The organism is Arachidicoccus rhizosphaerae (assembly GCF_900107765.1).
In the GTDB taxonomy this organism is placed as follows: domain Bacteria; phylum Bacteroidota; class Bacteroidia; order Chitinophagales; family Chitinophagaceae; genus Arachidicoccus; species Arachidicoccus rhizosphaerae.
Map to the genome: position 1 here is coordinate 75021 of NZ_FNQY01000003.1, position 26024 is coordinate 101044.

The window sequence follows — 26024 nt, forward strand, 5'->3', positions numbered from 1 at the left end:
CCTGCGGCAATCATGATTTCCAAAGTATCCGAGACTGTAAAAGTTAGAAAAGTTAAAACAGAGATAATGAAAAAGATAACTAAAGGGATTAATTTATTAGCTATCATCTTTTGCCTGTATTTCATTACAAGTTGTAGTAGTTCAAAGAATATGGCAATGGAAAAAGAAACATTATTAAACAATTGGATTTTACAAACAAAAGATGGTAAAGACCAAACAGGCTGCAATGTCAAAAAACCTTTGAATATCACATTTTCTGAAAAGGGAGTTAATGGATACTCCGGGTGTAATACCTATTTTGGTCCTTTTAAAATTGGCAAAAAACACCATTTAAAATTGGGGCCGCTTGCTTCCACAATGATGGCTTGCGTAGGGGAGGACTGCGGAAGGGTAGAAGTTGGCTTTATCCGTAATCTGGATTTGGTAAATAAATATAAAATAGAAAACGATCATCTTTATTTTTATCAGGACAATCAACTTTTACTGACGTTCAGAAAGGCTGACTAATGCAACAAAATTTCCCTCCTATGATTTTAAAAGCAAATGCGTTATCTAAATTTTTAGATAGCGCATTTACTTTTAAATTGAATTCTCATTGAAATAACAAAAGGCTGTTTCTATTTCTTTGAAGAAGCGACCACAAAGGTAGCTGAATACGCTGGCAGATTAAATTTCATTCCATCACTTATTTTGGCGGCGTTTGCCTTTATGGAAGAATAACTTAAGGGACCACCTGTAGAACCAGAGGGAGCCGTCCCGTTAATATAAACCTGCGTAGAAAAATCACCATTGTCAGTACCTCCATTTAAAGTATACCAATAATAATTATCGCCAGGTAGGAAATTATCAAGTTTAACCGAAACCGTCTTTGCAGTACTTCCTTTATTAATTAATATAACACCGCATTCACCAGAAGCAAAAGAGGATCCATATGCTAAAATTGAAGCATCTGCTGAAACAGTTGCATTTACCATTCTATCCCCAAAACATTTCTGGAAATAGTACATATAGTAAAATGCTGGCCTGGGGTTCCAGTCAGAAGCTCCTGGTTCAGCACCTCCGGCTGAATTACTAAACATCCCCATATCATCTCCATTATTCCAACCATTAGCCAGATCCCATCTGCTTGCTTCTCCAAATTCATTTTTAATAAATTCTGCTAGAGTAATTACAGCATGCACTCCGGCAATATTTGACACCTGCTGTTTAGATCCCACTGCTTGTATATTCCATTCGGTCATGGCAATTGGCTTATCTGCAATGCCATAGGTAGATAGCTGCGATTTCAAGTAAGTCATGGCTTTACCAGGAATAGATGTAGCAGAAGCTAAAATATCAGCAGCAGATGAATTGGTATTATAATCCGTAAAATAATCATGAACAACAAAAAAATCAGCATCGGCACCAGCTGTCGTGAATACTTCCTGATTCCATGTCTGATTGGTATTATCCGCCCATGAAGCAGGCGCTGCATCCAAAACGACGGCGCCAATATAAATTGTTTTGCCAACTTCAGCAGCAGCAACACGCATAGAATCAGCAAAAACCTTAAAATGATTCCCATAAAGTTCACCAGTTATGATTTCTGGTTGACCATCTTTATTTTTAGAAGGATCAATTCTATAACCAGCCTCCCAACTTCCGTAACACTCATTTCCAATTTCCCAATATTTAGTTCGACCATTATCATAACGTACCCAATCTGCCGCTAAATGAGCTGCAGCTGCTACCGGATCCGCGCTAGTTCCATACCTGGCATATCCATAATTAACGGTCAGAATACCTTCACTGGAAGTTTCACTTAAAACATCATAATAGTTATCTAAAGAGAAAGTCCAACTTTGTGTATTCTTGCCATACCAGTAACCATAATCAGAAAGTACATTATTCTCATAAATTTCTTCTGGCGCATCTGCTGGTGGCTCATTCCAAAGCGCATTAAAAAAATAAACATCACTATTGCTACCCGCTGGCCCTCTTAAAATATGAGGTGCTAGGTCCGTAATATAATTTAATAACGTGGGCTGGGTTACGAATTGCCCCATCCATAAATTCGTATTGTTGCCATAAATATTATTGGACACTTTGGTTAGAACTTTGCTCATATCAACAGTAACTGTAGATGTATTTGTACCTACGGCAACGGTGGCAGTAACAGAGTTCGGAACTGAGAAAGTTTTTGCGGTCCAACTATCCCCAAAAAAACCAATCGTTTTTGCAAAATCGGGATTATTAGGGGTTGCAATAATAGTATCCGTTACTGACCCCGTTTTTGTTGAATCACCCGAAGTATTTGGATCTCCCGAATTTAAAGAACCACTCTTAGAACAACTAAAAAAGGCCACAGGGACGATTAAAAATAATATGGCCGGGAACTTACATTTTTTCATTTTTTTGATTTTTAGTGGATTTAAAGATTGATAGACCAACCGTGTAAGTTCAGAAAAATTAAAACATTTAAAGGGCTTCAGTAAATTCATCAAATCATGCCGCTGAATTAATAAGCCGTTATGAATCCATCCATAAACATGTCGATGGAGAAACAAATAATGCTCCTCCACCTCTCATGTTGCTTAAAGATTGACATCCAAACCCAAACTATAAACATCTTTATATGGGTCAAGTAGATCATAATGCATGTTAACCAATTCAAACCTATTGCATTAAGATCCAGACTCGCCTTTATTATTTAACAACCATAATGTCATCAAAATAGTAAACTTCATCATCGTCATTACTCTTCATAAAGAAACCTACAGTATTCAATTTAGATCCCTTGTTATCACTCCAGGTCGTACTAGTTGTATTCCATTTTAAACTGGAAATAGGGATTTTAAAGAATTGCCATTTATTTGCAGCTATGGTAATATCATTTACAGCATTTTGACCTAGACCACCGTCCCCCCATTGGATATATGCAGTCTGAGCTTTGTTTCCGCCTTTAACCCAAAATACCAAATATTGCCAATCCGCGGAATAAGCAAGGCCGTCTGATGCTCCTCCACCGCCTTGTCTCAAACCATCAACTTTCCAACCACCTCCTGAGAATTTCATAGAGAAGGTTTTGGTTCCGGATTTAGCATAATCCGTACTTATACCTGCAGCGTCCCAAGACCAGCTTCCCCAGCCATTCTGCGTATTGTCATTTGCAAAAATCTGATATGCCTTATCAATATTATTAAAGACTGTAGAGGAAATTGCAGTATCCTTACTTCCGTCAGTCTGAGTGTAGGCAAATAGTAGATTTCCTTGTGTTATTTTCGAATCCGGAAACTTCACTATCATCACAGAATCATTAACAGATAGAATATCCACTTGATCCATCAAACCTTTGGAGGCAGAAGAAGAAGACACGCCCTTAATGTACAAATTATCCGTACTTGCAAATCCGACACCATATAAAGTATCAACGCTTCCATTTTTAAAGTTATAATTTGATACCCCATTAGATACTTGAATTGTCGGAGCCGGGGCAATAATCATAAAAGGATAAGAAGCCTTGCCATACAGATTGACAACAGTTAAAGAATCAGTCGCTCTTGGCTTGCGATATGGAGTCGTTGAGGGAATTTGTACTATGATGGTTTCATCTGTTCCTAGTGCCCTATTAAAATATGCCTGTGTGCCATTAAAATACACTTCGGTCGCAGAACCTAAATTTTTACCATGGATAACGTAGTACTCACCCAGATTACCATAACTGGTAGCAGAGTCAAGACCAATTAAAGTATTACCAATAGTAGTATCAGTGTAAGTTGTCAGATTGCCTGACGTATCATAAGAAGAGTGCGTAGTTATAGTCGTGTCATTATATTTATACTGACTATAAGTATAGACCGACGTAATAGAGGGCGAACCTTTTCCAGGAGTATAGGCCATATAATCATCTTTTTTATTACAGGAAAGGATTATTGAACCTATCATTAAGGTAAGAATGCCTATTATATATGAATGTTTCATTTTTGTAATTGTTTTTCGTTTACCAAGTAAAATCATAAGGAACGGGCGATGCTGTCAGATTGGGATCAGATGCGACTTCATTTGCCGGTACCTGAAAATAAAACTCATTATCTGAAACAGTCAATTTTGAAGAATAAATCACGGATTGGTCTGGATAACCATTCGCATAAGTGCCTCTTTCCTGTTGGGCAATAAGCGCTCTTCCAACTGGATGTGCAGCAGTTTGAATCCCATTTGTAGTTGTAGTTGCTTTAAATCCATCCACTCTACCTAAATCAAACCAATAATCCATTTCCAGAGCAAATTCAAGCCTTCTCTCGTTTAATAATTCTCTATAGGTAAAGGATTTAACCTGTCCCGCACCAGCACGTTTTCTAACCATATTATAATACTTTAAAGCAGTAGCATCCGATGTAGAGGCGGATGTATCAATACCTTTACCAGATGCCGGTTTGGCTTCCTGGCCTAATATCGCTTCAGCAGCAATTAATAATACATCCGCATATCGCATAATATATGTATTATTTCCACCTGCCTGAGCTGCAGTACCATAAGAACTATTATCTGGATCATTCGGCCCTCCAATTACATACTTTTTAGCTTGAGCCTGCGTACCTTGGGAACTGGCATTTGTCGGTAAGGTATAACCACCTGCACTCGAATTAAGTTCAGAATAATACTCTCCTGGCAACATAATAGTATAATGGCGTCTAACAGTATCCCCACCTTCTTTTTCAAAAGCTCTAACCAAATCAATAGTCGGAGCGGCAGAGCCATAACCATCACCTGTTTGGGTAATCGCGCTACTATATGCCCAAGAGGCTTGAATTGAATTACCATAGTCATAGCCACCATTTGATATCCATTGCATAGCTAATATTGACTCCTTATTATTATTATTATTACCTCTGAACAAATCTCCGAAATTATCCATCAGCGCAAACTCTCCGCTATTAATTACCTTTTCTGCTTCAATTCTAGCACTATCATAATTTTGCATATATAAATAGACCTTAGAAAGCATAGCAGATGCTGACCCACTTGACCCATGACCGGTCGCGGCTACTCCTACGGAACAATTCGCCTCAGCATACTTCAAGTCTCTTACAATAAATTTATACACATCGGGAATGGACCTGGTGGGCACACTATCTGAATTATTCAAAAAGTCAGACGTATTTTCAATCAAAGGAAGATTCCCAAAGGTGCGTACCAGATAGAAATAAGCAACAGCTCTCATTAAATGCGCCTCACCTAATGCATTATTCAATGCAGCCTCCGAAACTCCGGATGTATTTGCCGTCGCAATATTATTAATTAAAGCATTACATTGGGCTACAACCGTAAATGGAGAATTCCAAAGTGTTCTTTCTTCAGTATTGGCATTTGATACCGGCAGCGATCCAAACATGGAAATATCTGAAGACCAAGTCCGCATATTACCACCTGTAATCTCTGTCATTGCCCAACCGCACTTATTATTAAAACCAAACCAAGGCGTTCCGTACAGTGGGGCAGTAGCCGCCATTAATTGTGCATCTGTTTGATAATAGGATGCGGTTGTAACCGAAGTCGACGGCACCCGATTAAAAAAGTCTTTGCTGCAACCGGACAATAATGCTCCGGAAATTAAAGCAAATCCTAATATTTTATTTATTTTAAATTTCATGACTTGTCAAATTAAGTAAGGTTAAAATTGTGCATTGATACCGAAAGTGAATACTCTTGGTGCAGGATACCTACCTACATCAATATTCTGCATTGTTGGATCCTGATTATAGGAGCCTATTTCAGGATCTAAGCCGGAATAGCCGGTAATTACAAATAAATTTTGTCCGCTTACATACAGCTTTAATTTCTTCATCGAAATTTTCTTGGCAATTCTGTCAGGCAGATTATAACCTAGACGTACATTTTGAATTCTCAAAAATGATGCGCTTTCCAGCCATCTATCAGACATTACAACGTTCGCATTACCTAAGCCACCATAAGGAGCAGGGATATCAGTCTTTGTATTTTCAGTAGTCCAGTAATTAGAAGCAGAGGCTAACTGGTTCTGATACATACTATTCAGCCCTTGCAGTTGGATAGCCAGAGCATTCAAAATCTTGCCACCCTGAGAGCCGTAAATAAACACGCTCAGGTCCCAATCTTTATAATTAAAGTTATTGGTCAATCCATAAGTAAAATCAGGATTAGGGCTTCCGAGTGCGTATTTTGTATTTTCAGCACCATCATTATTGCCTTCATACATCATATCACCATACCAAATATGGTTGGCATTTGTTCGATCACTGGTTACTGTTTGAGCAGTTCCTGTTACATTCTGTGGATGTTGAGCCAACCATTTCAAATCATCCTCTGTCTGAACCAGCCCCTTAACCTTATAACCATAAAATTCACCAACCGGGTGCCCTACAATCGTCCTGGTAATATCAGCAAGTGTTATATAAGCCAGAGATTTCGATTGAGTAATAGCAGGTGCGCCGTTTAAGGATACAACCTTGTTTTTATAACGAGAGAAGGTTAAGGTTGTATTCCATTGGAATTTATCATTGGAAATATTGTGGCTATTAATTGTAAACTCAAAACCTGTATTTCTGATATTTCCTGCATTCACATAAGGAGAGGAGATAACAGCTGTCTGGTCGTCATAATCATTAGGTCCGCCGACCAAAAAAGCTGGTAATGGTTGGTGAAATAAAAAGTCTTTTGAAGTTTTAATATAAAAATCTGCACTTCCTGATAACCTTTCATTAAACAAACCGAAATCAATACCTAAATTGGATTGAATGGCAGTTTCCCATTGTAATTTCAAATTAGCAACATTAGAGGCTACAAATCCTACTCCACTTGCAGTCTGAACTGTTTTTAAAGAAGATCCATAGGCATAGGCAGGAACACTTGAATTACCCGTTGTGCCATAACTTAATCTTAGCTTTAAATTATCCACTGTTTCTTTAGCTTTTGCGAAGAATGGCTCACTGGAAATTTTCCAAGATGCGGCCACACCAGGGAAATAGGCAACATTATATCCATCTGCAAAGTTTGATGATTTATCACGTCTTATATTTGCAGTTAAGCTATATTTATTATCAAAGGAATATATAGCACGCGCCAGATAGGATTCCATCGTGGTAGTAGAATTGGATTCTGTAGCCGGATTCTGAGTTGTAGCTAGAGCGATACTTTTCAGATCGTCCCCCGCAACAAATCCAGTTCCTGAAAATCCCAGCTGATCCCAGTAAGAGTACCAGACTTCACGACCAGCCATAGCACTAAGAGAGTGTTTACCCCAGCTATGATTATAGTTTAATAATTCCTTCCAACTCCAGTAAATGCTATTAGAAGTCCTTCTGCCCATTGTTGCGGTCTGATTGGACAACCATTTGGATTTATCCGTACCTGTTAAACCATAACTATAAGTTGGGCTAAAGGTTAGATTATCAGACCAATGAAAATCTCCATTCACCTCTGAACGTAAAGAAAGGTCTTTTGTAAAATGGATGTCTGCGTAAAGACTTCCACTAACCTGATTTCTAATTAAGTTATTGGTTTTAGCCAATGCTTGCTGCACTGGATTCACGCCTCCAAGCAGTGTACCATCTGAAGAAATTGAAGGTCCGGCAAAAGATCCATCCGCATTATAAACAGGTTGATCGGGAGCTGCCTGTAAGGCATAATAAATTACCCCTGTATTGTCACCCATACCTGTATTCTGTTCGCTGCGCATGCCTCCAAATGTACCTCCCATTTTTAACCAATTGGTTACCTGGGAGTTTAAATTCGCCCTTACAGTATAGCGTTTAAAGTCGAAGCCCAATACTGTACCGTCCTGATCGAAAAAGCCTCCTGATAAATAATAATCCGTTTTATTGGCATTGCCTGAAACAGAAATATTATGGCTATTCTCCATAGCAGTTTTAAAAATTGCTTTTTGCCAATTGGTTCCTTGGCCCAATGCATCAGGATTTGCAAAATCAGAACGAGGAGACATGCCAAAAGCCTTGGCTAAATCGTTCTCAAAACGGGCATATTGTTGCAAATTCATGACATCCAAAAATTTACCTTGTTTTTGTGCTCCGACAAATCCATCATAGGACAATACGGCGGAACCTCTGCCACGCTTAGTTGTAATAAATACAACCCCATTAGAACCACGGCTACCATAAATAGCCGTTGCAGCTGCGTCCTTTAAGATATCTATAGATTCAATATCATTAGGATTTAGCAGCGCTAAAGGGCTGACACCAGTTTCCTGTTGGGAACTTCCAGGTGTAGTTTGTTGTTCACCACCTTGTGAACCTGTCATTTCTACTCCATCTATAACATATAATGGTTCAGAGCCACCAAAACTAGTTATCCCCCTGATATGAACAGAAGTATTACTTCCTGGCTGACCAGAGTTTTGGGTGATGGTTACACCAGCAGCCTTGCCTTGCATCATCTGATCAACACTTGCTTGCGGCAAGTTTTGGATATCTTTGGCTGTAATAGAGGAAGCAGCAGCATTTAAATCGCCCCGCTTTTGCGTACCATAACCAATAACTACCACATCATTTAATTTAGAATCCGAGGAAACCATTTCGATATTTAATGGTTTACCTATGACGAATCCTTTTACCACATTTTCTTTTCCTGTATAGGCAAATTGTAAAAATTTAGTATCAGGAGACACTTCAATACTAAAATCACCATTTTTCTCGGTTAGGGCCTGGTGTGTACCGCCCACTTCTGAGACCGATACCAGCTCTAATGGCTGGCCATTCTCATCTTTTACATTCCCCTTAACTGTCTGGGTCTGTGCAAACACAGTTCCGGTAATCAGGATGAATGAAAAGAACGCCAATAATTTGTAATACTTTTCCTTAATCATTGTTTGTAAGTTTTAACCAAAATTAGCAGATTGCCTCTTCAAATTGTAATACTTTCTTAACTATTCGTTGTCGATTCTTAACAATTATTAGCAATTGCAATCGATAACAAAAATATGCGCAAAAGAACAGTATTAACAAATAAAAGATACAAAAATTCAATATTGATTAAATATCAATGACTTATAAAATCAATGATTAAGATTGTTAACAGCAAAAGGCGGTCTAATATTTTTTTAATAAGATTTTAGTGTGAATCCCAGATGCTTTGAGGTCATTTTGGGACCAGCCCCCCATAGAATTGGCTGATTTCTTTAACATTGAGCAAGTTTCATCTTTATCAGATATGGACCAGATTATCCAGGAAATCTTACGTTTATCTGCCCATTTTATCCATTTATGCCATTGGCGGTAATCAATCTTCCCATCACCTGAGGCTTCCATCCCAGCTGATTCAGAAATAAATACAGGCAATCCTTTAGCAATAGCCTTGCTTGCTCTTTCTCTTAACTCACCTTTATGTGTTGCTGCATAATAATGCAATGTATACATCAAGTTGCTATATCCTGTAATAGGGTCCTGAGCTGGTAAATTGATCATTTGATCCCAACGAGGGCAGCCTACTAAAATGACATTCTGAGGATCATATTCACGAATAACTTCTATTATTTGCTCAGCATATTGTTTTACTTCGGGCCAACTCTCATAATCAGGCTCATTAAATACTTCATATATAATATTAGGAAAACTGTGATACTTTTTTGCTATATAAGTAAAAAACTGTTTAGCAGAGTCTAGATTAATGTTATGAGAATGCCAGTCCACAATGACATAAATTCCATTATCAATAGCTCCTTTAATAATCGCTTCAGCAGCTTGCAAAGCTCCTTGAGGATTATCAATATAACCACCTTTGGGTTCTACGCCAATTGCAGCACGTACTATTGAAACATGCCAATTTTCCTTCAACCATTTGACCGTCGATGGATTATAAAATCTTGGCCAGAAATTATGCCAACCATAGCTGACTCCATGAAGCGCAACCGGTTTACCTTGCTGATTGACTAATTGAGCTCCATCAACTCTTAAAAATCCATTTATACCAACAACTGTGGAGTTTGCAAAGGGATGCTCAGCGTCCACTGCATTTTTCACCGAGTGTAAATTCTTTTTAGGTCGCGCTATCAATTGACAGCATATAATGAAAAACAGAATTCCTAGAATCACTGTCTTTCCTAAAAATTCACACTTAAGCTCACGAAAATCATTCATTCTTTGTTTGGCCATTATTGAAATTTTTTAGATGTGCAATTAGCTAATTCAATCCCTTAAATTGTACACAATTTAGGGAAATTCATACTAATGTTTATCTCAAAAAAAATCAACAATGATTTCAATTCCAAATGGATTACTGTTTCTTAAAAGAATGTGCGCCTCGCATTATTTCAATAGGATAGAAGGTAAATGGCAATTTTCCTTCCTGGTCATTTATTTTTATTGTCAAATAAAGTTTAAACAGGTCTTGTCCAATTAGATGCATGATCCAGTCATTTTTAACCGATAACTCATCATCTTTCTCCGGATAAATATCCCTGATTGAGAGTTTCTGACCATTGACATTAATAAGTAAAAGAGGTAAAATAAAATCTTGCAAGTTTTTCCCTTTAGCAATGACGGAAGAAGGCTGAATCCTTGGATTAGAGCTCAAAGAAATACCCCCGTGAATGATTGCAGAACTATCACTCTGCTGTACCATAGCGCTTTTAGTCCAAATAATTTCTACCGGTCTTTCAGAATGATTGATTACGGAAAAATTAATACGATTATAATCCGGGGAAAAAATTATCTGGACTCCATCTTTTTGCCAAACAGCTTTTTTTCTGGAATTAGATTCTCTCATAGAAAATTTATATTGATAATATTGTCCATGGACCGCATCCATCATTTTCTGGGAAGTTATACAGCCCTGCTGTACAATTGCGCTAATTGCAACACATAGGAGCAATACTAACCTTATCACTTTGCGGTAAGAAGCTATAAACATAATCAAATCAGCTTTTATAATCAATCCTAATTCAGGTGCTTTAATATTTCAAACAAAACTAACGCTTTCTGACTAGTATCCAACTATTGGCGACAGGCCGCAATTGTTTTCCTGATGGTTGGTTACTAATTTTGTATTGTGAAGTTTTCTGATCCCATATTACCATAGTTGTGGATCCCCCTCCGTCCAAATTAACACTATTCTCAATTCCCAGCCACCGCATCAACTTTCCCAAATCGGACAGGGAAATTCCATTACTGAATTTGGGTTGACGTCCATCCACCGTTACAAAATAGACGGTATGCCTTCCTTTTAATCCGAGGGCGGTCCTCGGGTGATGAACAGTGCTCAAACTGGAATTATTTTGGGTTAATAATTGGCCCTTCTTCAGTAATATTGGTCTTGCCCCCAAAGCCTCCTTTATATCCCTGGCTCTTTTTTTAAAAAGTATAGAGTCGCCCATTATTATTTTACCGGATTTTAGCACTCCAACAAAAGCCACCATAGAACTGTCGGCATTTTTAATAATGCCCCCATCCTTGACAACAGGACCTAAGGGAATGCCATTATTCATATTAAAAAAATCTGCATTAACCCCACCCAAAACTAATCTATGAGGTGTATTCTCAGCCTTCATTTCATCAGTAACTACCTGACGACCAAATAAATGACTATTATTAGGAGTTGCCGCCTCCAACAGCAATTTGTTTTTCTTTAACCTGGCTTTTATAATTTGTACTACTACAATTTTATCATCCCCGTCAAAATATTTAATTTCCTGACGTGTAACTCTGTCACTTATGGCCCAAGAGCTATCCTTAATAATTTTCCTACCAGGAAACTGACTATCAACATGTTGACAAAAAGATGTCACAGCAAAGATTATACATACAGTTAAAAGAATCACCCGTTTCATATTGTACTATTTAGGCATTAATCCCGTGAAAATAAGACAATTCCATAGTTTAAACCGTTATAAAAATATTAACCGGCTCCTTTTTCAGAAAAATATTATCCAAAAGAACCTTTTTTTCAGATAATTCTTTCAATTGAAACAAATATGCAAAATTATGAGACAAGATAGCAGCTCTAAAATACGCAATTCAGCCAAATTTGTAGGGTATTCCGTACATGCAAGGACGCTAGAGGGAACGCAAATTATGCAATCAACTAGTAAAATATTTGCATTAAACGAATACAAAGCCCTGCTAAATAAATCACACAATTAAAAAAGAAATGCAAATCAACAAGGTCACTAAAGTAAATGGAACCATGCTAGCGATTCAAAAAAAAGTGAGACAAACATTACTAGGAAGCACTTTATTGTTTACTCTTGGCTGTTCGCAGATGGCAACGGCTCAACATGCAGATCAAATAGCCCCCAGCTATCCGCTTATAACACATACTCCTTATTTCAGTATCTGGAGCAACAAAGACATTCTAACGGATGGCTCTACTGTTCATTGGACAGGCAAACCTCAATCCCTTATTGGTATAATCAAAGTAGACAATGAATTCTATCGTTTTATGGGCAAGGAGGTAAAAGCCTATAATTCAGTAGCGCCTGCTGGAGATGAAAATGACCATGTTCAAATCCATTATACCACCCAAAACCCTGGAGAAAACTGGCAAGCCGTCCAAGCTGACACAAATGGCTGGCAATCAGGCTTATTGCCCATATCTGATGACAGCAAAACAGCGCGAACCTTATGGTCGACTGATGATATCTGGATTAGGCGTACATTCCAATATAATGGAGGAAATACAGATGGTCTAAAAATTAAATTAAAGCATGATGACAACATTGTCTTATATCTAAATGGCCATGAACTCTACCAAAAGGAGGGATGGGTAGAAGACTTCCTTTATAGTGATTTCAACGACAGACTTAAGAAGTATTTAATAAAAGGAAAAAATGTGTTGGCCGCCCATGTAAAAAATACTGCAGGAGGCAGGTATTTTGACATTGGATTATCAAAAGAACTTCATTCAGTTTATAACAGCCCGATTGCCATTGCGAAGCAAAAATCAACTCAGATAGAGGCGATGCAAACCATATATCAGTTTGAATGTGGTCATACTAATCTGAAGCTAACATTTACCTCTCCGTTATTGTTACAACATCTAGATATTCTTACCAGGCCAATTTCTTATATAACCTATCAAGTTAGCTCCACAGATGGCAAACCCCACCATGCAACTGTACTGCTAAGTGCCAGCTCGGATATTGCGGTTAATACACCAAACCAACAGGTACAGGCGGAAACCTTAAATAATAAAGATTTATCTCTGTTAAAAGTAGGCACTTTGGAACAACCAATCCTCGGTAAAAAAGGGGATGATGTCCGCATTGACTGGGGTTATTTTTATGTAGGAGCTGCAACTAAGCATGCCAAACAATCTTTAAGTCAAAATGCATTTGAAGGAATTGAATCTTTTCTTAACGGCAATCTTTCAAATAATAACCTGAAAATTAGTGGCAAACAACTTAGCCTCAATACAGCTGTTGATTTAGGTACGACTGATGCTAATAATTTTGCGACAGGCCATATGGTGCTCGGATATGATGAGCAATTTGCCATTCAATATTTCCACACAAATTTAAGACCATGGTGGAACAGAGACGGAAAACAAAATTTTGCAGATCTAATGCAAAAGGCGTCAAAGGAATATAATCAGGTAATGACGCTCGTAAAAAAAGAAGATCAAAGAATTCGTCAGGAATTATTGATGGCAGGAGGTGCGGATTATGCAAGACTTTCCATTTTAGCTTACCGCCAAAGCATAGCTGCTCACAATATTGTACAAAGCCCACAGAACGAATTACTATTTCTGTCAAAAGAAAATTTTTCCAACGGTTCTATAAATACGGTAGATTTAACCTATCCTTCTGCACCTCTATATTTAATGTATAATACGGAATTATTAAAAGGAATGATGCGGGGTATATTTTATTACAGCGAAAGCGGGAAATGGACCAAACCGTATTCTGCGCATGACCTCGGGACTTATCCTATTGCCAACGGGCAAACCTACGGAGAAGATATGCCTGTAGAAGAAGCCGGCAACATGGTGATACTGGCCGCTGCAATCGCCAAGGTGGATGGTAACGCTAATTTTGCAAAAGAACATTGGAAAACAATCTCTATCTGGGCTGATTACCTGGCCAAAGCGGGATTTGATCCAGCAAACCAATTATGTACAGATGATTTCGCCGGACACCTGGCAAGAAATGTCAATTTATCAGCCAAGGCAATTATGGCGATACGAAGCTATGGCTATCTTGCAGAACAACTAGGAGAGAAAGCCACCGCTAAAAAATATATTGCGCTCGCAAAAAGCATGGTGCCAAAATGGATGGCTCTGGCAGATGATGGTGATCATTATAGCCTAAGCTTCGAAAACAAAGGCAGCTGGAGCCAGAAATACAATCTGGTTTGGGATAAAGTATTAGATTTCAATATATTCCCTCCCCAGGTTTATCAAAAGGAAGTCAATTATTATTTAAAACAACAAAATAGATATGGCGTTCCCCTGGATAGCAGGAAAAGCTATACCAAATCCGATTGGATTATGTGGACAGCAACGATGACCAATAATCGTCAGGATTTCGAATCTTTTATGCACCCACTTATCCGATATATCAAAGAGACTCCCAGCAGAGTTCCTTTAAGTGACTGGCATGATACTAAAGATGGCAGACAACAAAATTTCCAAGCCAGGAGTGTAGTAGGAGGATATTTTATGCAGTCATTTAATTATTGGTTACATCATAAGAAATAATCAGAGGCTGATAACCAAAGGAAACCCGGTATGCTTAGACAAATCTATATACCGGGTTTGTTTTTATAAATGTAAACAAACTTTAAACAAACAAATAATACTTTATTTTTAATTATTTTTGAACATAACTAACACAATAATTTGTTTTCATTCATTTTGAATAATTCCGTTCATCCATTCCTTTTCAAAATGCAAAATCTATATCCATGTCTAAACTCTTATATCCTGCCAAATCAACTAAAAAAAAGCCTTTTCTCCAACTAGCAAATTGTTTTTTACTGGCTGGAGCAATGTTAGGCCATATCCCCGTTATTAAAGGACAAAATAAACCCCTGGTTGACTATGTCAATACATTACAGGGTACAAATTCCTCATTCGAATTAACGCACGGCAATACTTATCCCACAACTGCACTTCCATTTGGCATGCATACCTGGACCCCGCAAACAGGCCCTAACGGAGACGGCTGGAAATACCAGTATACCAAAAATACTATCCGTGGATTCCAACAGGCTCATCAGTGTAGTTCCTGGACCAACGATTATGCCGTCTTTTCCTTTATGCCGGTAATTGACTCGCTGGTGGTTAATGAAAATAGTCGAGCCACCCAATTTAGTCATGACAACGAAATAGCTCATCCTGATTATTACAAGGTAACATTCGATAACAAAATTACCACAGAAATATCACCCACTACCAGGGGAGCCCATTTAAGATTCAGCTTTCCAAAAGGACATCCCGCCTACCTTATACTTGATGGTTACACAGGCTTAAGCGAGGTCAAGATTGACCCCGATGGAAGAACAATCACTGGATTCGTTAATAATGGTCGCGGCTTCCAAAAGGGATGGAAAAGTTTCTTTGTCGCCCATTTGGATCAACCCATTATTAGTTACGGCACTTGGGAGAATAAAGAAAATCAAAAATCTGCAGGCCAACGACAAGCTGCAGGAAAAGGAGTGGGGGCGTATTTGCAATTTGCTCCCGGAACGACGCTGCAGGTTAAAGTTGCATCCTCCTATATAAGTCTGGACCAGGCAGCCCTTAACCTAAAAAGAGAATTAGGGGCGGACAAGACCCTTGATGATACACGAAAAAAAGCAGCTGCTATCTGGAACAAGCACTTAGCGACTATTAGCGTCAAGGGAGGAAGTGAAGAAGATCTGGCCACTTTCTATAGCTGTTATTTTAGAGCGAGTTTATTTTCCAGAAAATTCTACGAAATAGACTCATCAGGCAAAGCCTATTATTTTAGCCCATATGATGGACAGATCCATTATGGTTATATATTTACGGATACAGGATTTTGGGACACCTTCAGGGCACAATTCCCTTTAAATGCGCTACTATATCCGACTCAACAAGGCCGTTATTGTGAAGAATTATTAGAAGCACAAAAACAATGTGGCTGGCTTCCGTCCTGGTCATTTCCAAATGAGCAAGGAAGCATGGTGGGCAACCACGCGATTTCTCTTTTAGCAGACGCATGGGCAAAAGGCATTCATAGTTTTGATCCTAAACAAGCACTCGATGCGTATTATCACGAAGCCAATAATAAAGGCCCTTGGGGGCCAGCCAATGGCAGAGATGGATATCAATATTATAATACCATTGGATATGTCCCATACCCAGAGGTCAGAGAAGCCACCGCCAAAACTTTAGAATATGCCTATGACGATTTTTGCGCCTATCAGTTAGCCAAGGCTACAGGACAACATGAATATGAAAAACTTTTTGCCAGTAAAATATTTAATTACAAGAATGTCTTTAATCCTTTAACTGGATTTATGCAGGGTAAAAACGCAAAAGGAGAGTGGAGTAAAGATTTTGATCCAATAGAATGGGGCGGACCTTTTACGGAAGGAAATGCGTGGCATTGGGTTTGGTCAGTGTTTCACGACATTAACGGTCTTATTCAATTAATTGGCAATGATCAGGCATTTTGCGCAAAATTAGATTCTGTGTTCTCAGTTAAAAATGATGTCAAGGTAGGCACTTATGGTGGAATGATCCACGAGATGAAAGAAATGGTGGTTTCTAATATGGGCCAATACGCACATGGCAATCAACCCATCCAACATATGGCTTATTTATATACCTACGCCGGGGAGCCTTGGAAAACGCAGTTTCATGTCAGAGATATTATGCACAAAATGTATAATAGTACTGAAAACGGCTATCCCGGTGATGAAGACCAAGGTCAGACTTCTTCCTGGTATGTTTTAAGCGCTATGGGATTTTATAGTGTTTGTCCAGGAACAGACCAATATGTCCTGGGAAGTCCATTATTTAAAAATACTGTTTTACATCTTGAAAATGGAAAAACTTTTCAAATTATTGCCAAGAACAACGACAAAGACCATGTGTACATTGCTAAGGCGATGCTCAATGGGAAATTGTTTACCAAGAATTATATTACCAACGATCAAATAATGGCAGGAGGTAAACTTGTTTTAGAGATGAGTAACCAGCCAAATATAAACAGGGGGACATCCAATGACGATAAGCCATTTTCTGTTTCAAAAACAGAAATCATAAAATAAACAAAGCCTGCTATATTTTTAAGACTTTAAGCAAAATTGATTTATAAAAATCGAATGCAGATAAAAAAGAGTAATAATATATTTAAAACCCTAGTAAGTTGGTCCTTTCACAAAAGGGCCAACTTACAGGTAAAACCTCAAAAAGGTATATTCTTTTTTTGCCTGTTTTATTTATTAATTACACTCACATCCGATAAGACTTTCGCACAATCACGTTTATCTAGACCGCTATGGACTCACCAGCTACAGTCAATGAATTTTCGCCATTATGAAACTGAAGATGGTCTTTCCAATAATACGGTTATTTGTAGCTTGCAGGATCAATTTGGTTTTATGTGGTTTGGAACACCAGATGCATTAAACCGATTTGATGGAACTAGTTTTAAAATATTCAGAGGAGATCCTACTCGTCCTCATGGACTTGGGACTGGGGGTATCACCTATTTATTTGAAGACAAATCCGGAAGGTTATGGATAGGAACAGGGAAAGGCGGCCTATACTTTTATAATCCGGACATGGATAATTTTTATGCAATCAATGCATTAAAAGATAAATATGTTAGAGCCATTCAACAAGACGCCAACGGCAGGCTTTGGGTGGTGGCTGGAGGCAGACTTTATACGCTTGAAATACCTCAGGTAAACGAGAACACCTCTTCAGGTCTTGACAGGATAACGTCTATTCAACCTACCTGGATACAATATAAAGGATCAGAATTAACTTCTATATCATTGCAAGCCAATGGAACAATATGGCTGGGGAGTATAACAGGTGAACTATTTTATGTATTAAAAAACGAAACACAACCTATTGAGGTACCCACAACTCCTGTTGAGGGTAGCTCTATTGAGAAAATTTTAAATGTCGGCACTGACAGTTTATTATTAGGCACCTCCAAAAAAGGATTAATTGCATATAATACTTCCCGCCAATCATTCGGTCCATCTTTACTTCATAATACCAATGGAAGCTCTGATATTTTTGTCCGGGATATCCTTCAATATAGTCCAGGACAATTTTGGATTACCACAGAAGAAGGGCTTTTTTGTTTTCAAACCGGGAGTGGAGAAGATCAACAAAATGTTCAAGTTGCACAAATAAGAAAAGTGTATGGGGATCCCTACAGTCTTTCTGATAATGCGCTCTATTCCATCTGTAAAGATAGGGAAGGAGGTATATGGCTTACCAGTTATTTTGGTGGTATAAATTATTTACCCAACAGCCCCATGCAATTCGAAAAATTCTATCCTGGTCCAAGGCATCCTGACTTTACAGGTAACGTGATCCGTGAAATTACCAAGGACCCTTATGGGCACTTCTGGATTGGTACAGAAGATGCAGGAATTAATAAAGCAGATTTTAAAACCCATCAATTTAAAAATATTGTCCCTGGTCCTAAAGGACAAGCTGCCCATACTAATATCCATGGAATGCTCAGTGATGGAAATCTGCTATACATCGGCACCTTCGAACATGGCATAGATGTAATGGACGTAAGAACGGGAAATTTCACGGATCATTATCATGAAGCTGACCAAAAGGGCCTTTATAGCAATTTCATTAATCTAATTTATAAGACAACCAAGGATAGCATTATGGTATGTACCTCAAAAGGGTTATACTATTTTAATGCATCTAATAAAAAATTCCAGTTAATAAAGGCTTTGCCCTTCGAAGAGTTTTATTCAGCTTTAACGGAGGATCAAAACGGAATAATATGGGTAGGCACCCATACCCATGGACTCTATTATCTCGAAAATCAGAGTTGGAAAAGACTTAAAATCAATAAAGACGGCAAAGATTTATTGAGATCTACCCGAATTTTATATTTGAAATCAGATAATCTGGGTAGATTATGGGTTTGTACAGAAGACGGGCTTTTTCGGGTAACTGAAAAGAAAAAAGTTCAGATTTTTGACAGAAATCACGGATTACCCTCTAATACCGTATATACGACCTTAATGGATAGCCTGGATAATATCTGGGCTTCCACCTCCAATGGGCTTGTTAAAATATCACCAAATGGCTCAGACATCACGCTTTATAACAAGGCCGATGGTTTGCTTAATAATCAATTTAATTATCAATCTGCCTATGCAGACACAGATGGTTATTTTTATTTTGGAAGTTTAAAAGGCCTAATCAGATTCAATCCCTATCGAAAAGTAGAGAATCAATTTAAACCTCCTTTATATTTAACTGATTTTCATATTTTCAATCAGGAGGTGGTAGTTGATTCTAATAATTCTCCTTTAAAAAGATCCATTACTACGACAAACAAAATTGAATTATCCCACAAACAGTCGACATTTAATTTTGATTTTGCAGCTCTTAGCTACAGTGCCCCCAACAATCTCCAATATGCCTATAAAATAGAAGGGCTGGAGAACAATTGGACGTCTTTAAAAGATGATCGCAGTATTTATTTTACAAATTTATCACCAGGTACTTACAAATTGTCTATCCGATCAACCAATAGTTCCGGAGAATGGATGGATAATCAAAAACTTATTGATATTATCATTTTACCGCCATGGTGGCAATCTCATATGGCATATTTTGGGTATAGTTTATTTCTTTTAGGATTAATATTTCTCGGTATTTCCTACAATAATCGTAGACATCGCATCCAAAACCAGCGTCATATGACTTTATATTCACTCAGAAAAGAAAAAGAATTATATCAGTCTAAAGTAGACTTCTTCACCCATATAGCACATGAGATTAGGACCCCTCTTACCCTCATAAAGGGCCCAATGGAGCAGATTTTAAAAGAAAAAGATCATTTACCACATCTAGAAGGCTATATTGATTTAATGCAGCGCAATACCAATAGGTTATTAGCCTTAACAAAAGACTTATTGGATTTTAGAAAAATAGAATCCAGCATGATTACCTTGAAATTAATGGATTTAGAAATGGGTAACTGGTTAGAAGACTTTATCAAACCCTATCAGGCAGGGGCTCTTGAAAAAGAAATACACTTCCTTTATTTACCGCCAATGGGGCTAATAAAGGCAAAGGTTGATGAAGCGGCCATAGCTAAAATCATGAATAATCTGTTGGATAATGCACTAAAATATGGAGAACATATCATTATGTTGAGTATAGCTCTTTGCAGTGATAACAAACATTTTATAATCCATCTTAAAAATGACGGTCATTTAGTTCCCGAAGAAATGCAGCAAAAAATATTTGATCCGTTTTTTAGATGGAATCGAAAGCGACAAATTCAGGGTTCAGGTATTGGACTATTCGTGTCTAAATCATTGGCAGAACTTCATGGTGGGTCTCTTACTTTCACTATTCAAGATGAAAAATACAACACATTTTCTCTACTGCTACCGCTGCATATAATGCAATAATCCAGTATCTTTAAAACCGGTCATGCAAAAATTATTTTAATTATGCCATCCATTCGTCTAGATCAGGACAAACCTGCCATTTTATTGGTAGATGACCAAGAAGATATTTTACTATTTTTAAGCAGTCTGCTGCAAAAAAATTACAGAGTCTATACGGCCTACGATGGTAAGGAGGCTTGCGAAATAATGGAGACAAATGGTATCCATTTGATTATCAGTGATGTAATGATGCCGGAGATGGATGGATTTGAATTCTGTGAATGGCTAAAATCTAACGATGAATATTCTCATATTCCGCTCATTCTATTAACCGCCAAAGATACACTCCAATCTAAAATTGATGGGTTGAAAATAGGAGCGGATGCTTATATAGAAAAACCTTTTTCTGCAGAGCATTTGGAGGCCCAGGTTTCCAATCTGCTTAAAAACAGAAGCCAATTACAATCTTTTTATACAAAATCCCCGCTTGCACATTTAAATCAGGAAACCATACATAAAACAAGCGATCCGTTTTTAGAAGAAATTAAGCAAATCATTTATGATAACTTGGATAATCCTCAGTTGGATGTTGTATTTGTAGCGGACCAAATGCATATTAGCCGACCTACTTTATACAGAAAGATAAAAGGATTATTTAAATTATCTCCAAACGAATTAATTCATTTTTTACGATTAAACAAAGCTGCTGAATTAATTTCTGAAGACCGGTTTCGGTTAAGTGAAATTGCTGAACAGGTTGGCTATAATTCATTAGGTCAGTTTGGCAGAAATTTCACTAAACAGTTTGACATGACACCTTCTGAATTCTTAGAGAAAATCCGCCGTTCTAGATAACTCCACTCTATCACCATATATAATTGCTGTCCACCCATCATCAGTATGAATCAAATCTGCAAATTATTGATTCATAAAAGCCCCTTGTTAGTTTTTAAATTAAACATTTTTGCTAAGAAATCACGCCACTCTAACAAGTGGTTCGGTTTCCTACTTATAAAAAATGAGATTCCAACTTATCAGCAAAATTTACATACCATTAATCGGGGTCTTTAAATATGCTGCGTATTTAAAATAATTAAACTTTTTTGGGTTTACGTGTAGTGAAGACCTCTTTAGGGCCTTGTCTGACTTACCAACAGGCAGGGCCACAGAGGGAAAATACCATAACTTAATTACGAACCACCAATAAAACCGCACCTATAAGCCAATATGTGCGGTTTTTAAATAATTTTTTATTCAGAAAGACTCATAATAACAAACAATCGTTATCTTTGTTATAGAAAAATAAAATGAGTCAACCCAATGGATAAATCCTTTCATAATGCTCAGGCTGCTATTTACGATATAAATGATGGTGACACAATTATGCTTGGCGGATTCGGGCTTTGTGGCATACCAGAATGCTCCATTAATTACCTGGTTGAATCCGGTGTCAAAAACCTGACCTGCATATCTAATAATGCAGGGGTGGATGATTTTGGACTAGGACTATTATTAAAGTCCAGGCAGGTAAAAAAAATGATGAGCAGTTATGTGGGTGAAAATGCTGAATTTGAGCGCCAATTACTTTCAGGAGAGCTGGAAGTAGACCTAATTCCTCAGGGAACCTTGGTAACCAGAATTCAAATGGCAGCAATGGGAATACCAGCCTTTTTTACCAGAGCAGGTATTGGTACTGAGGTAGCAGAAGGTAAAGAAGTCCGGAATTTTAATGGCAAAGATTATTTAATGGAATATGCACTTCATGCCAGGTTTGCGTTTGTCAAGGCATGGAAAGGAGATACCATGGGAAATTTAATATTTAGAAAAACTACCCGCAATTTTTCCATGGCGATGGCGAAAGCTGCCGATATTACTATAGCGGAAGTAGAACATTTAGTAGCTCCAGGGCAATTAGATCCCGATGAAATTCATGTAGCAGGCGTTTATGTGCACCGAATATTTCAAGGTAACAATTATATCAAACGAATTGAAAAAATAACCACGAGTAACTAAACAGCAACATTATTTGATTTTCTGTTTGGATAATTGGAGTAGAAAAATTCTCTTAATAATCGATTAAAATGGCTTTAGATAAACAACAAATTGCAATGCGCATCGCCAAAGAACTTCAGGACGGCATGTATGTTAACCTGGGTATCGGCATTCCTACTTTAGTTGCTAACTATATACCAGATGGGATGACGATAGTATTGCAAAGTGAGAATGGAATGCTCGGAATTGGTCCATATCCTACCAAAGAAGAGGTAGATGCCGATCTTATTAATGCTGGCAAGGAAACAGTTACCCTTATTCCAGGAGGAGCATTTTTTGACAGTGCAGAGAGTTTTGGAATGATCCGAGCAGGAAAAATTGACCTGACCGTACTAGGCGCTATGGAAGTCAGCGAAAAAGGGGATATCGCCAACTGGAAAATTCCTGGGAAAATGGTTAAAGGCATGGGAGGTGCCATGGATCTTGTCGCTAGCTGTGACAACATTATTGTGGCTATGCAACACACGAATAAAGCTGGTGAAAGTAAACTATTACCAACTTGCACCTTACCGCTTACAGGCATAAAATGTGTTCGTAGGATAGTTACAGATTTGGCAGTTCTTGATGTAACAGAAGATGGTTTTTTATTATTGGAGCGCGCACCCGGCGTTTCAGTTGAAGAAATACAGCTAAAAACTGCAGGTAAATTAAAGCTGGCAGCCGCAGATATACCGGAAATGCAGTTCTCTTAAAATGTCGAAAGCCGCAACCGCGATTGTAATAACGTATAACTAACAATGGAGGCTTCCCTTACAAGGAAAGGCCTCCATTTCAATTTATTGCTAGTTTTATTTCATCCCATTATCTGAAATGTAATAACCCATATATTATCATCCGTTACCAATCTTCACCATTAGCAGGCGGTGCACCGTTTTTCTTTTGAAGTTTTTTTCGTGTCTCCTTTTCTTGATTTCGTAACGCCTGTAGCAACTTATCGGCCTGTTCCTTGGTCATTTTTTGGGACTGATTTTGTTGTTGCTGTTGTTTTTTTTGCTGGTCCTGCTTATTTTGCTGATCCTGCTTGTTTTTTTGATCCTGCTTTTGATCCTTATTTTGTTTCTGTTGGTTCTTATTTTGTTGTTGCTGTTTTTTTAACTCGTTTAGCGCTTTTTGCAAGTTTTCCCGGGCGTTACTATCTTCCGGGGTATTTAATAAGGTCTTTTTAAATGCATCTACAGCTTCCTGGTATTTTTTATTTTTTGCAAGCGTTACCCCTTTATCATAGTTCAAACGAGCTTCCAATGCCTGATTATTTTTATTGGCCTTTATCGCCTCATCGAAATTTTTAACGGACTGATCGGCCACCTTTAGTTTACTTTGAGCAATGGCTAAATTAATACGAGCGACATTATTGGCAGGATTAACTTTCAGCGCTTTTTCATAATTTGAAACTGCGGATTTCAAATCACCTGCTTTATAGGCCTTATTGCCAAAATATACATCGCGATCACCTTTTTTTTGTGAAAAGGCGGAAGAACCCATTAAGAGGCATAATCCTATTAATAAAAATTTTTTCAAATTCTGCTAGGTTTTCTTTCCGTTAAAAACAAATCAATAATGAGCAGTAATAATGCCAGAGCAATAAATATGGGAAAATATTGATAGAAATTTCTTCCTCCCACCGTTCCGGATACAATAATTTTCTTTTCCATATTATTAATACGTCCTGTTATCTGGTCAATCGCATCCTGGTCATTATTAAGCAAGACATAACTGCCTCCTGTTTTAGAAGCGATGTCTTTTAATTCCTTTTCATTCAATTTAGATATGACAACATTACCGTCCTTATCCTTTTTATCCTGACCTGTGGTCGGATCAAAAATAGGAGCGCCTTTTGGAGTTCCTATACCTACCGTAAATACGGTAATTCCACTGGCATAAAGCTTATTTATGGCCGATTCAGTTCCTTTATCATGAGTTTCTCCATCTGTCATCAAAATGACAGCCTTATGTTTTTTATCCGGAGAATGTAAGGCTGCCTCCGCCGTTAATAATGCTTGTGCCACTGCAGTTCCTTGAATAGGAACCATATCAGTATTGATATTAGGCAAGAACATATTTATGGCACCAATATCGCTGGTCAGGGGCATCTGTAAAATGGCCTGCCCGGCAAATACTTCCAATCCAATCCTATTATTACCTAAATTCGAAGTAAGAGACCGAATGAGTTGCTTGGCTCTATCCAGTCTTGTTGGTTTGATATCCTGACTAAGCATGCTTTTACTGACATCAAGAGCCACTATAATATCAATACCTGCAGATTTCTCCTGTCCGTCATCCTTTGGAGACCTAAGGCCGGCAGCTGCTAAAATTACCAACGCAAGTGCAACAAAAACCAGATAAAATTTTAATTTAAACTTCCTTGCATCATAATAACGTAGCAGCCTGGCAACCAACTTTTTGTCGCCAAGTGATCTCGCTACCGATTTCTTCCATTTCAACAATGCATAAAACAAGAATGCCAATGGAATAATCCCCAGTAGCCACCAAAGAAATGTAGGGTGTGCAAATGATAACATAAATTTCTCGCCTTGCTGCCTGCAATCTATTTTAAAAAAACTACAGAAAAAAAGAGGTTAAAGGATTTTAACTTTTGCTTCGCCTATTTTTTGCCCTCAAAGAAGCCATAATACTTTAAAATCTCCTTAGCAGTTTTAAGTAAAGAGCCTTTTGTTGGAGTACCATTTGTCGGCTCTCCATGGATAACAAAAAAGTATACTCGTTTATTTTCCTCAATCCAACCTGAAATCCAACCACTGTATTTTCCTGAAGGAAGTTGATCCCAGGATGATTTATAAGCCAGGGTATACAGTGTATTTTCTTCACGAATCATTAAACTACGCACAATCTGCTGAACTCGCTTTTGAAAAGGTAGCTGGACAAAATAAAGCTTAGCCATAAAACCCAATTGTTCGTCCGGAGTCAGCCTTAAGGAATCATTATTCCATACATTTTCATCAGCACTTTGTAATCTGGCTTTACCATAATGTAGCGAATCTAACCAAAATTGAAGGGTGTCCTTACCGATACTTGCTGCAACACGCCCCATCAAACTGTCATTTCCATTTAAAAAAGCATCCCCAAGAGTGGTTGTATCGGCAACTTCATTATTTATGACCTTACTATGTTCATCCAAATATCGGCCTGTTTCTAAGGCAAGCAGCGTAGATAATACCTGGAAAGTCCCTCCTGGAGCAAAACTTGAATCCCGGTAGGCTTTAAGGTTATAAACGGTAAATTGTTCATGTACGTTATCAAGTAATGCAAACGTTCCTTTTAGATTATTTTGCTTAAAGTAAGTTTCGGCAGCATCATCCTGGTTGACATTATTTAAGGTGCAGCCAGAAAAAATTCCTGTCAGAATAATTACACTTAATAGAATGGTACCAAAAAACTTCATATTTAAATTTTCGCAAAAGTAAC

General features: G+C 37.9%; 17 protein-coding genes. 7 read left to right on the plus strand and 10 right to left on the minus strand.

Annotated features, from left to right (window positions below):
* Positions 1-12 precede the first annotated feature (12 nt).
* Positions 13-507, plus strand: a complete 495-nt coding sequence (locus tag BLU80_RS04015; protein WP_091393814.1) for an META domain-containing protein — start codon at positions 13-15, stop codon at positions 505-507.
* A 110-nt stretch (positions 508-617) separates the two neighbouring features.
* On the opposite strand, the gene BLU80_RS04020 is transcribed toward BLU80_RS04015, so the two are convergent.
* The 7 genes from BLU80_RS04020 to BLU80_RS04050 form a co-directional block, all read right to left on the minus strand.
* Positions 618-2480, minus strand: coding sequence for a hypothetical protein (locus BLU80_RS04020; RefSeq protein WP_091393816.1), 1863 nt, complete (start codon positions 2478-2480; stop codon positions 618-620).
* Between the two features lie 205 nt (positions 2481-2685).
* On the minus strand, positions 2686-3960 hold the full coding sequence (locus BLU80_RS04025; RefSeq protein ID WP_091393818.1) for a hypothetical protein: 1275 nt from the start codon (positions 3958-3960) through the stop codon (positions 2686-2688).
* 19 nt (positions 3961-3979) lie between these two features.
* On the minus strand, positions 3980-5629 hold the full coding sequence (locus BLU80_RS04030; protein ID WP_091393819.1) for a RagB/SusD family nutrient uptake outer membrane protein: 1650 nt from the start codon (positions 5627-5629) through the stop codon (positions 3980-3982).
* A gap of 21 nt (positions 5630-5650) precedes the next feature.
* Positions 5651-8836, minus strand: coding sequence for a SusC/RagA family TonB-linked outer membrane protein (locus BLU80_RS04035; RefSeq protein WP_091393821.1), 3186 nt, complete (start codon positions 8834-8836; stop codon positions 5651-5653).
* A 223-nt stretch (positions 8837-9059) separates the two neighbouring features.
* Complete coding sequence (locus BLU80_RS04040; RefSeq protein ID WP_244518723.1) at positions 9060-10121, minus strand: glycoside hydrolase family 5 protein; 1062 nt, start codon at positions 10119-10121, stop codon at positions 9060-9062.
* A gap of 121 nt (positions 10122-10242) precedes the next feature.
* Complete coding sequence (locus tag BLU80_RS04045; protein ID WP_091393823.1) at positions 10243-10878, minus strand: hypothetical protein; 636 nt, start codon at positions 10876-10878, stop codon at positions 10243-10245.
* Between the two features lie 58 nt (positions 10879-10936).
* Positions 10937-11794, minus strand: coding sequence for a phosphodiester glycosidase family protein (locus BLU80_RS04050; RefSeq protein ID WP_091393825.1), 858 nt, complete (start codon positions 11792-11794; stop codon positions 10937-10939).
* Between the two features lie 320 nt (positions 11795-12114).
* On the opposite strand from BLU80_RS04050, the gene BLU80_RS04055 reads away from it, so the two are divergent.
* The 6 genes from BLU80_RS04055 to BLU80_RS04080 all read left to right on the plus strand — a co-directional run bounded on the left by BLU80_RS04055 (position 12115) and on the right by BLU80_RS04080 (position 23293).
* Positions 12115-14661: a glutaminase family protein gene (locus BLU80_RS04055; protein ID WP_244518724.1), complete on the plus strand. Its 2547-nt coding sequence runs from the start codon at positions 12115-12117 to the stop codon at positions 14659-14661.
* 206 nt (positions 14662-14867) lie between these two features.
* The gene (locus BLU80_RS04060; protein WP_244518726.1) at positions 14868-17204 is read left to right on the plus strand and encodes a GH92 family glycosyl hydrolase; all 2337 of its coding nucleotides are present in this window, start codon (positions 14868-14870) and stop codon (positions 17202-17204) included.
* Positions 17205-17240: 36 nt separating this feature from the next.
* On the plus strand, positions 17241-20570 hold the full coding sequence (locus BLU80_RS04065; RefSeq protein WP_139188081.1) for a ligand-binding sensor domain-containing protein: 3330 nt from the start codon (positions 17241-17243) through the stop codon (positions 20568-20570).
* An 84-nt stretch (positions 20571-20654) separates the two neighbouring features.
* On the plus strand, positions 20655-21404 hold the full coding sequence (locus BLU80_RS04070; protein ID WP_244518728.1) for a response regulator transcription factor: 750 nt from the start codon (positions 20655-20657) through the stop codon (positions 21402-21404).
* 465 nt (positions 21405-21869) lie between these two features.
* On the plus strand, positions 21870-22562 hold the full coding sequence (locus BLU80_RS04075; RefSeq protein ID WP_091393831.1) for a CoA transferase subunit A: 693 nt from the start codon (positions 21870-21872) through the stop codon (positions 22560-22562).
* 68 nt (positions 22563-22630) lie between these two features.
* Complete coding sequence (locus BLU80_RS04080) at positions 22631-23293, plus strand: CoA transferase subunit B (RefSeq protein ID WP_091393833.1); 663 nt, start codon at positions 22631-22633, stop codon at positions 23291-23293.
* A 145-nt stretch (positions 23294-23438) separates the two neighbouring features.
* Here BLU80_RS04080 and BLU80_RS19375 read toward each other — a convergent pair whose 3' ends face one another.
* The 3 genes from BLU80_RS19375 to BLU80_RS04090 all read right to left on the minus strand — a co-directional run bounded on the left by BLU80_RS19375 (position 23439) and on the right by BLU80_RS04090 (position 26001).
* Complete coding sequence (locus tag BLU80_RS19375) at positions 23439-24119, minus strand: tetratricopeptide repeat protein (protein WP_139188082.1); 681 nt, start codon at positions 24117-24119, stop codon at positions 23439-23441.
* Positions 24116-25120: a VWA domain-containing protein gene (locus BLU80_RS04085; protein WP_091393835.1), complete on the minus strand. Its 1005-nt coding sequence runs from the start codon at positions 25118-25120 to the stop codon at positions 24116-24118. The genes BLU80_RS19375 and BLU80_RS04085 overlap by 4 nt, the downstream gene beginning before the upstream one ends.
* 83 nt (positions 25121-25203) lie before the next feature.
* Positions 25204-26001 carry a penicillin-binding transpeptidase domain-containing protein gene (locus tag BLU80_RS04090; protein ID WP_091393837.1) on the minus strand — a complete coding sequence of 266 codons (798 nt, stop codon included), beginning with the start codon at positions 25999-26001 and terminating at the stop codon, positions 25204-25206.
* Positions 26002-26024: the final 23 nt, after the last annotated feature.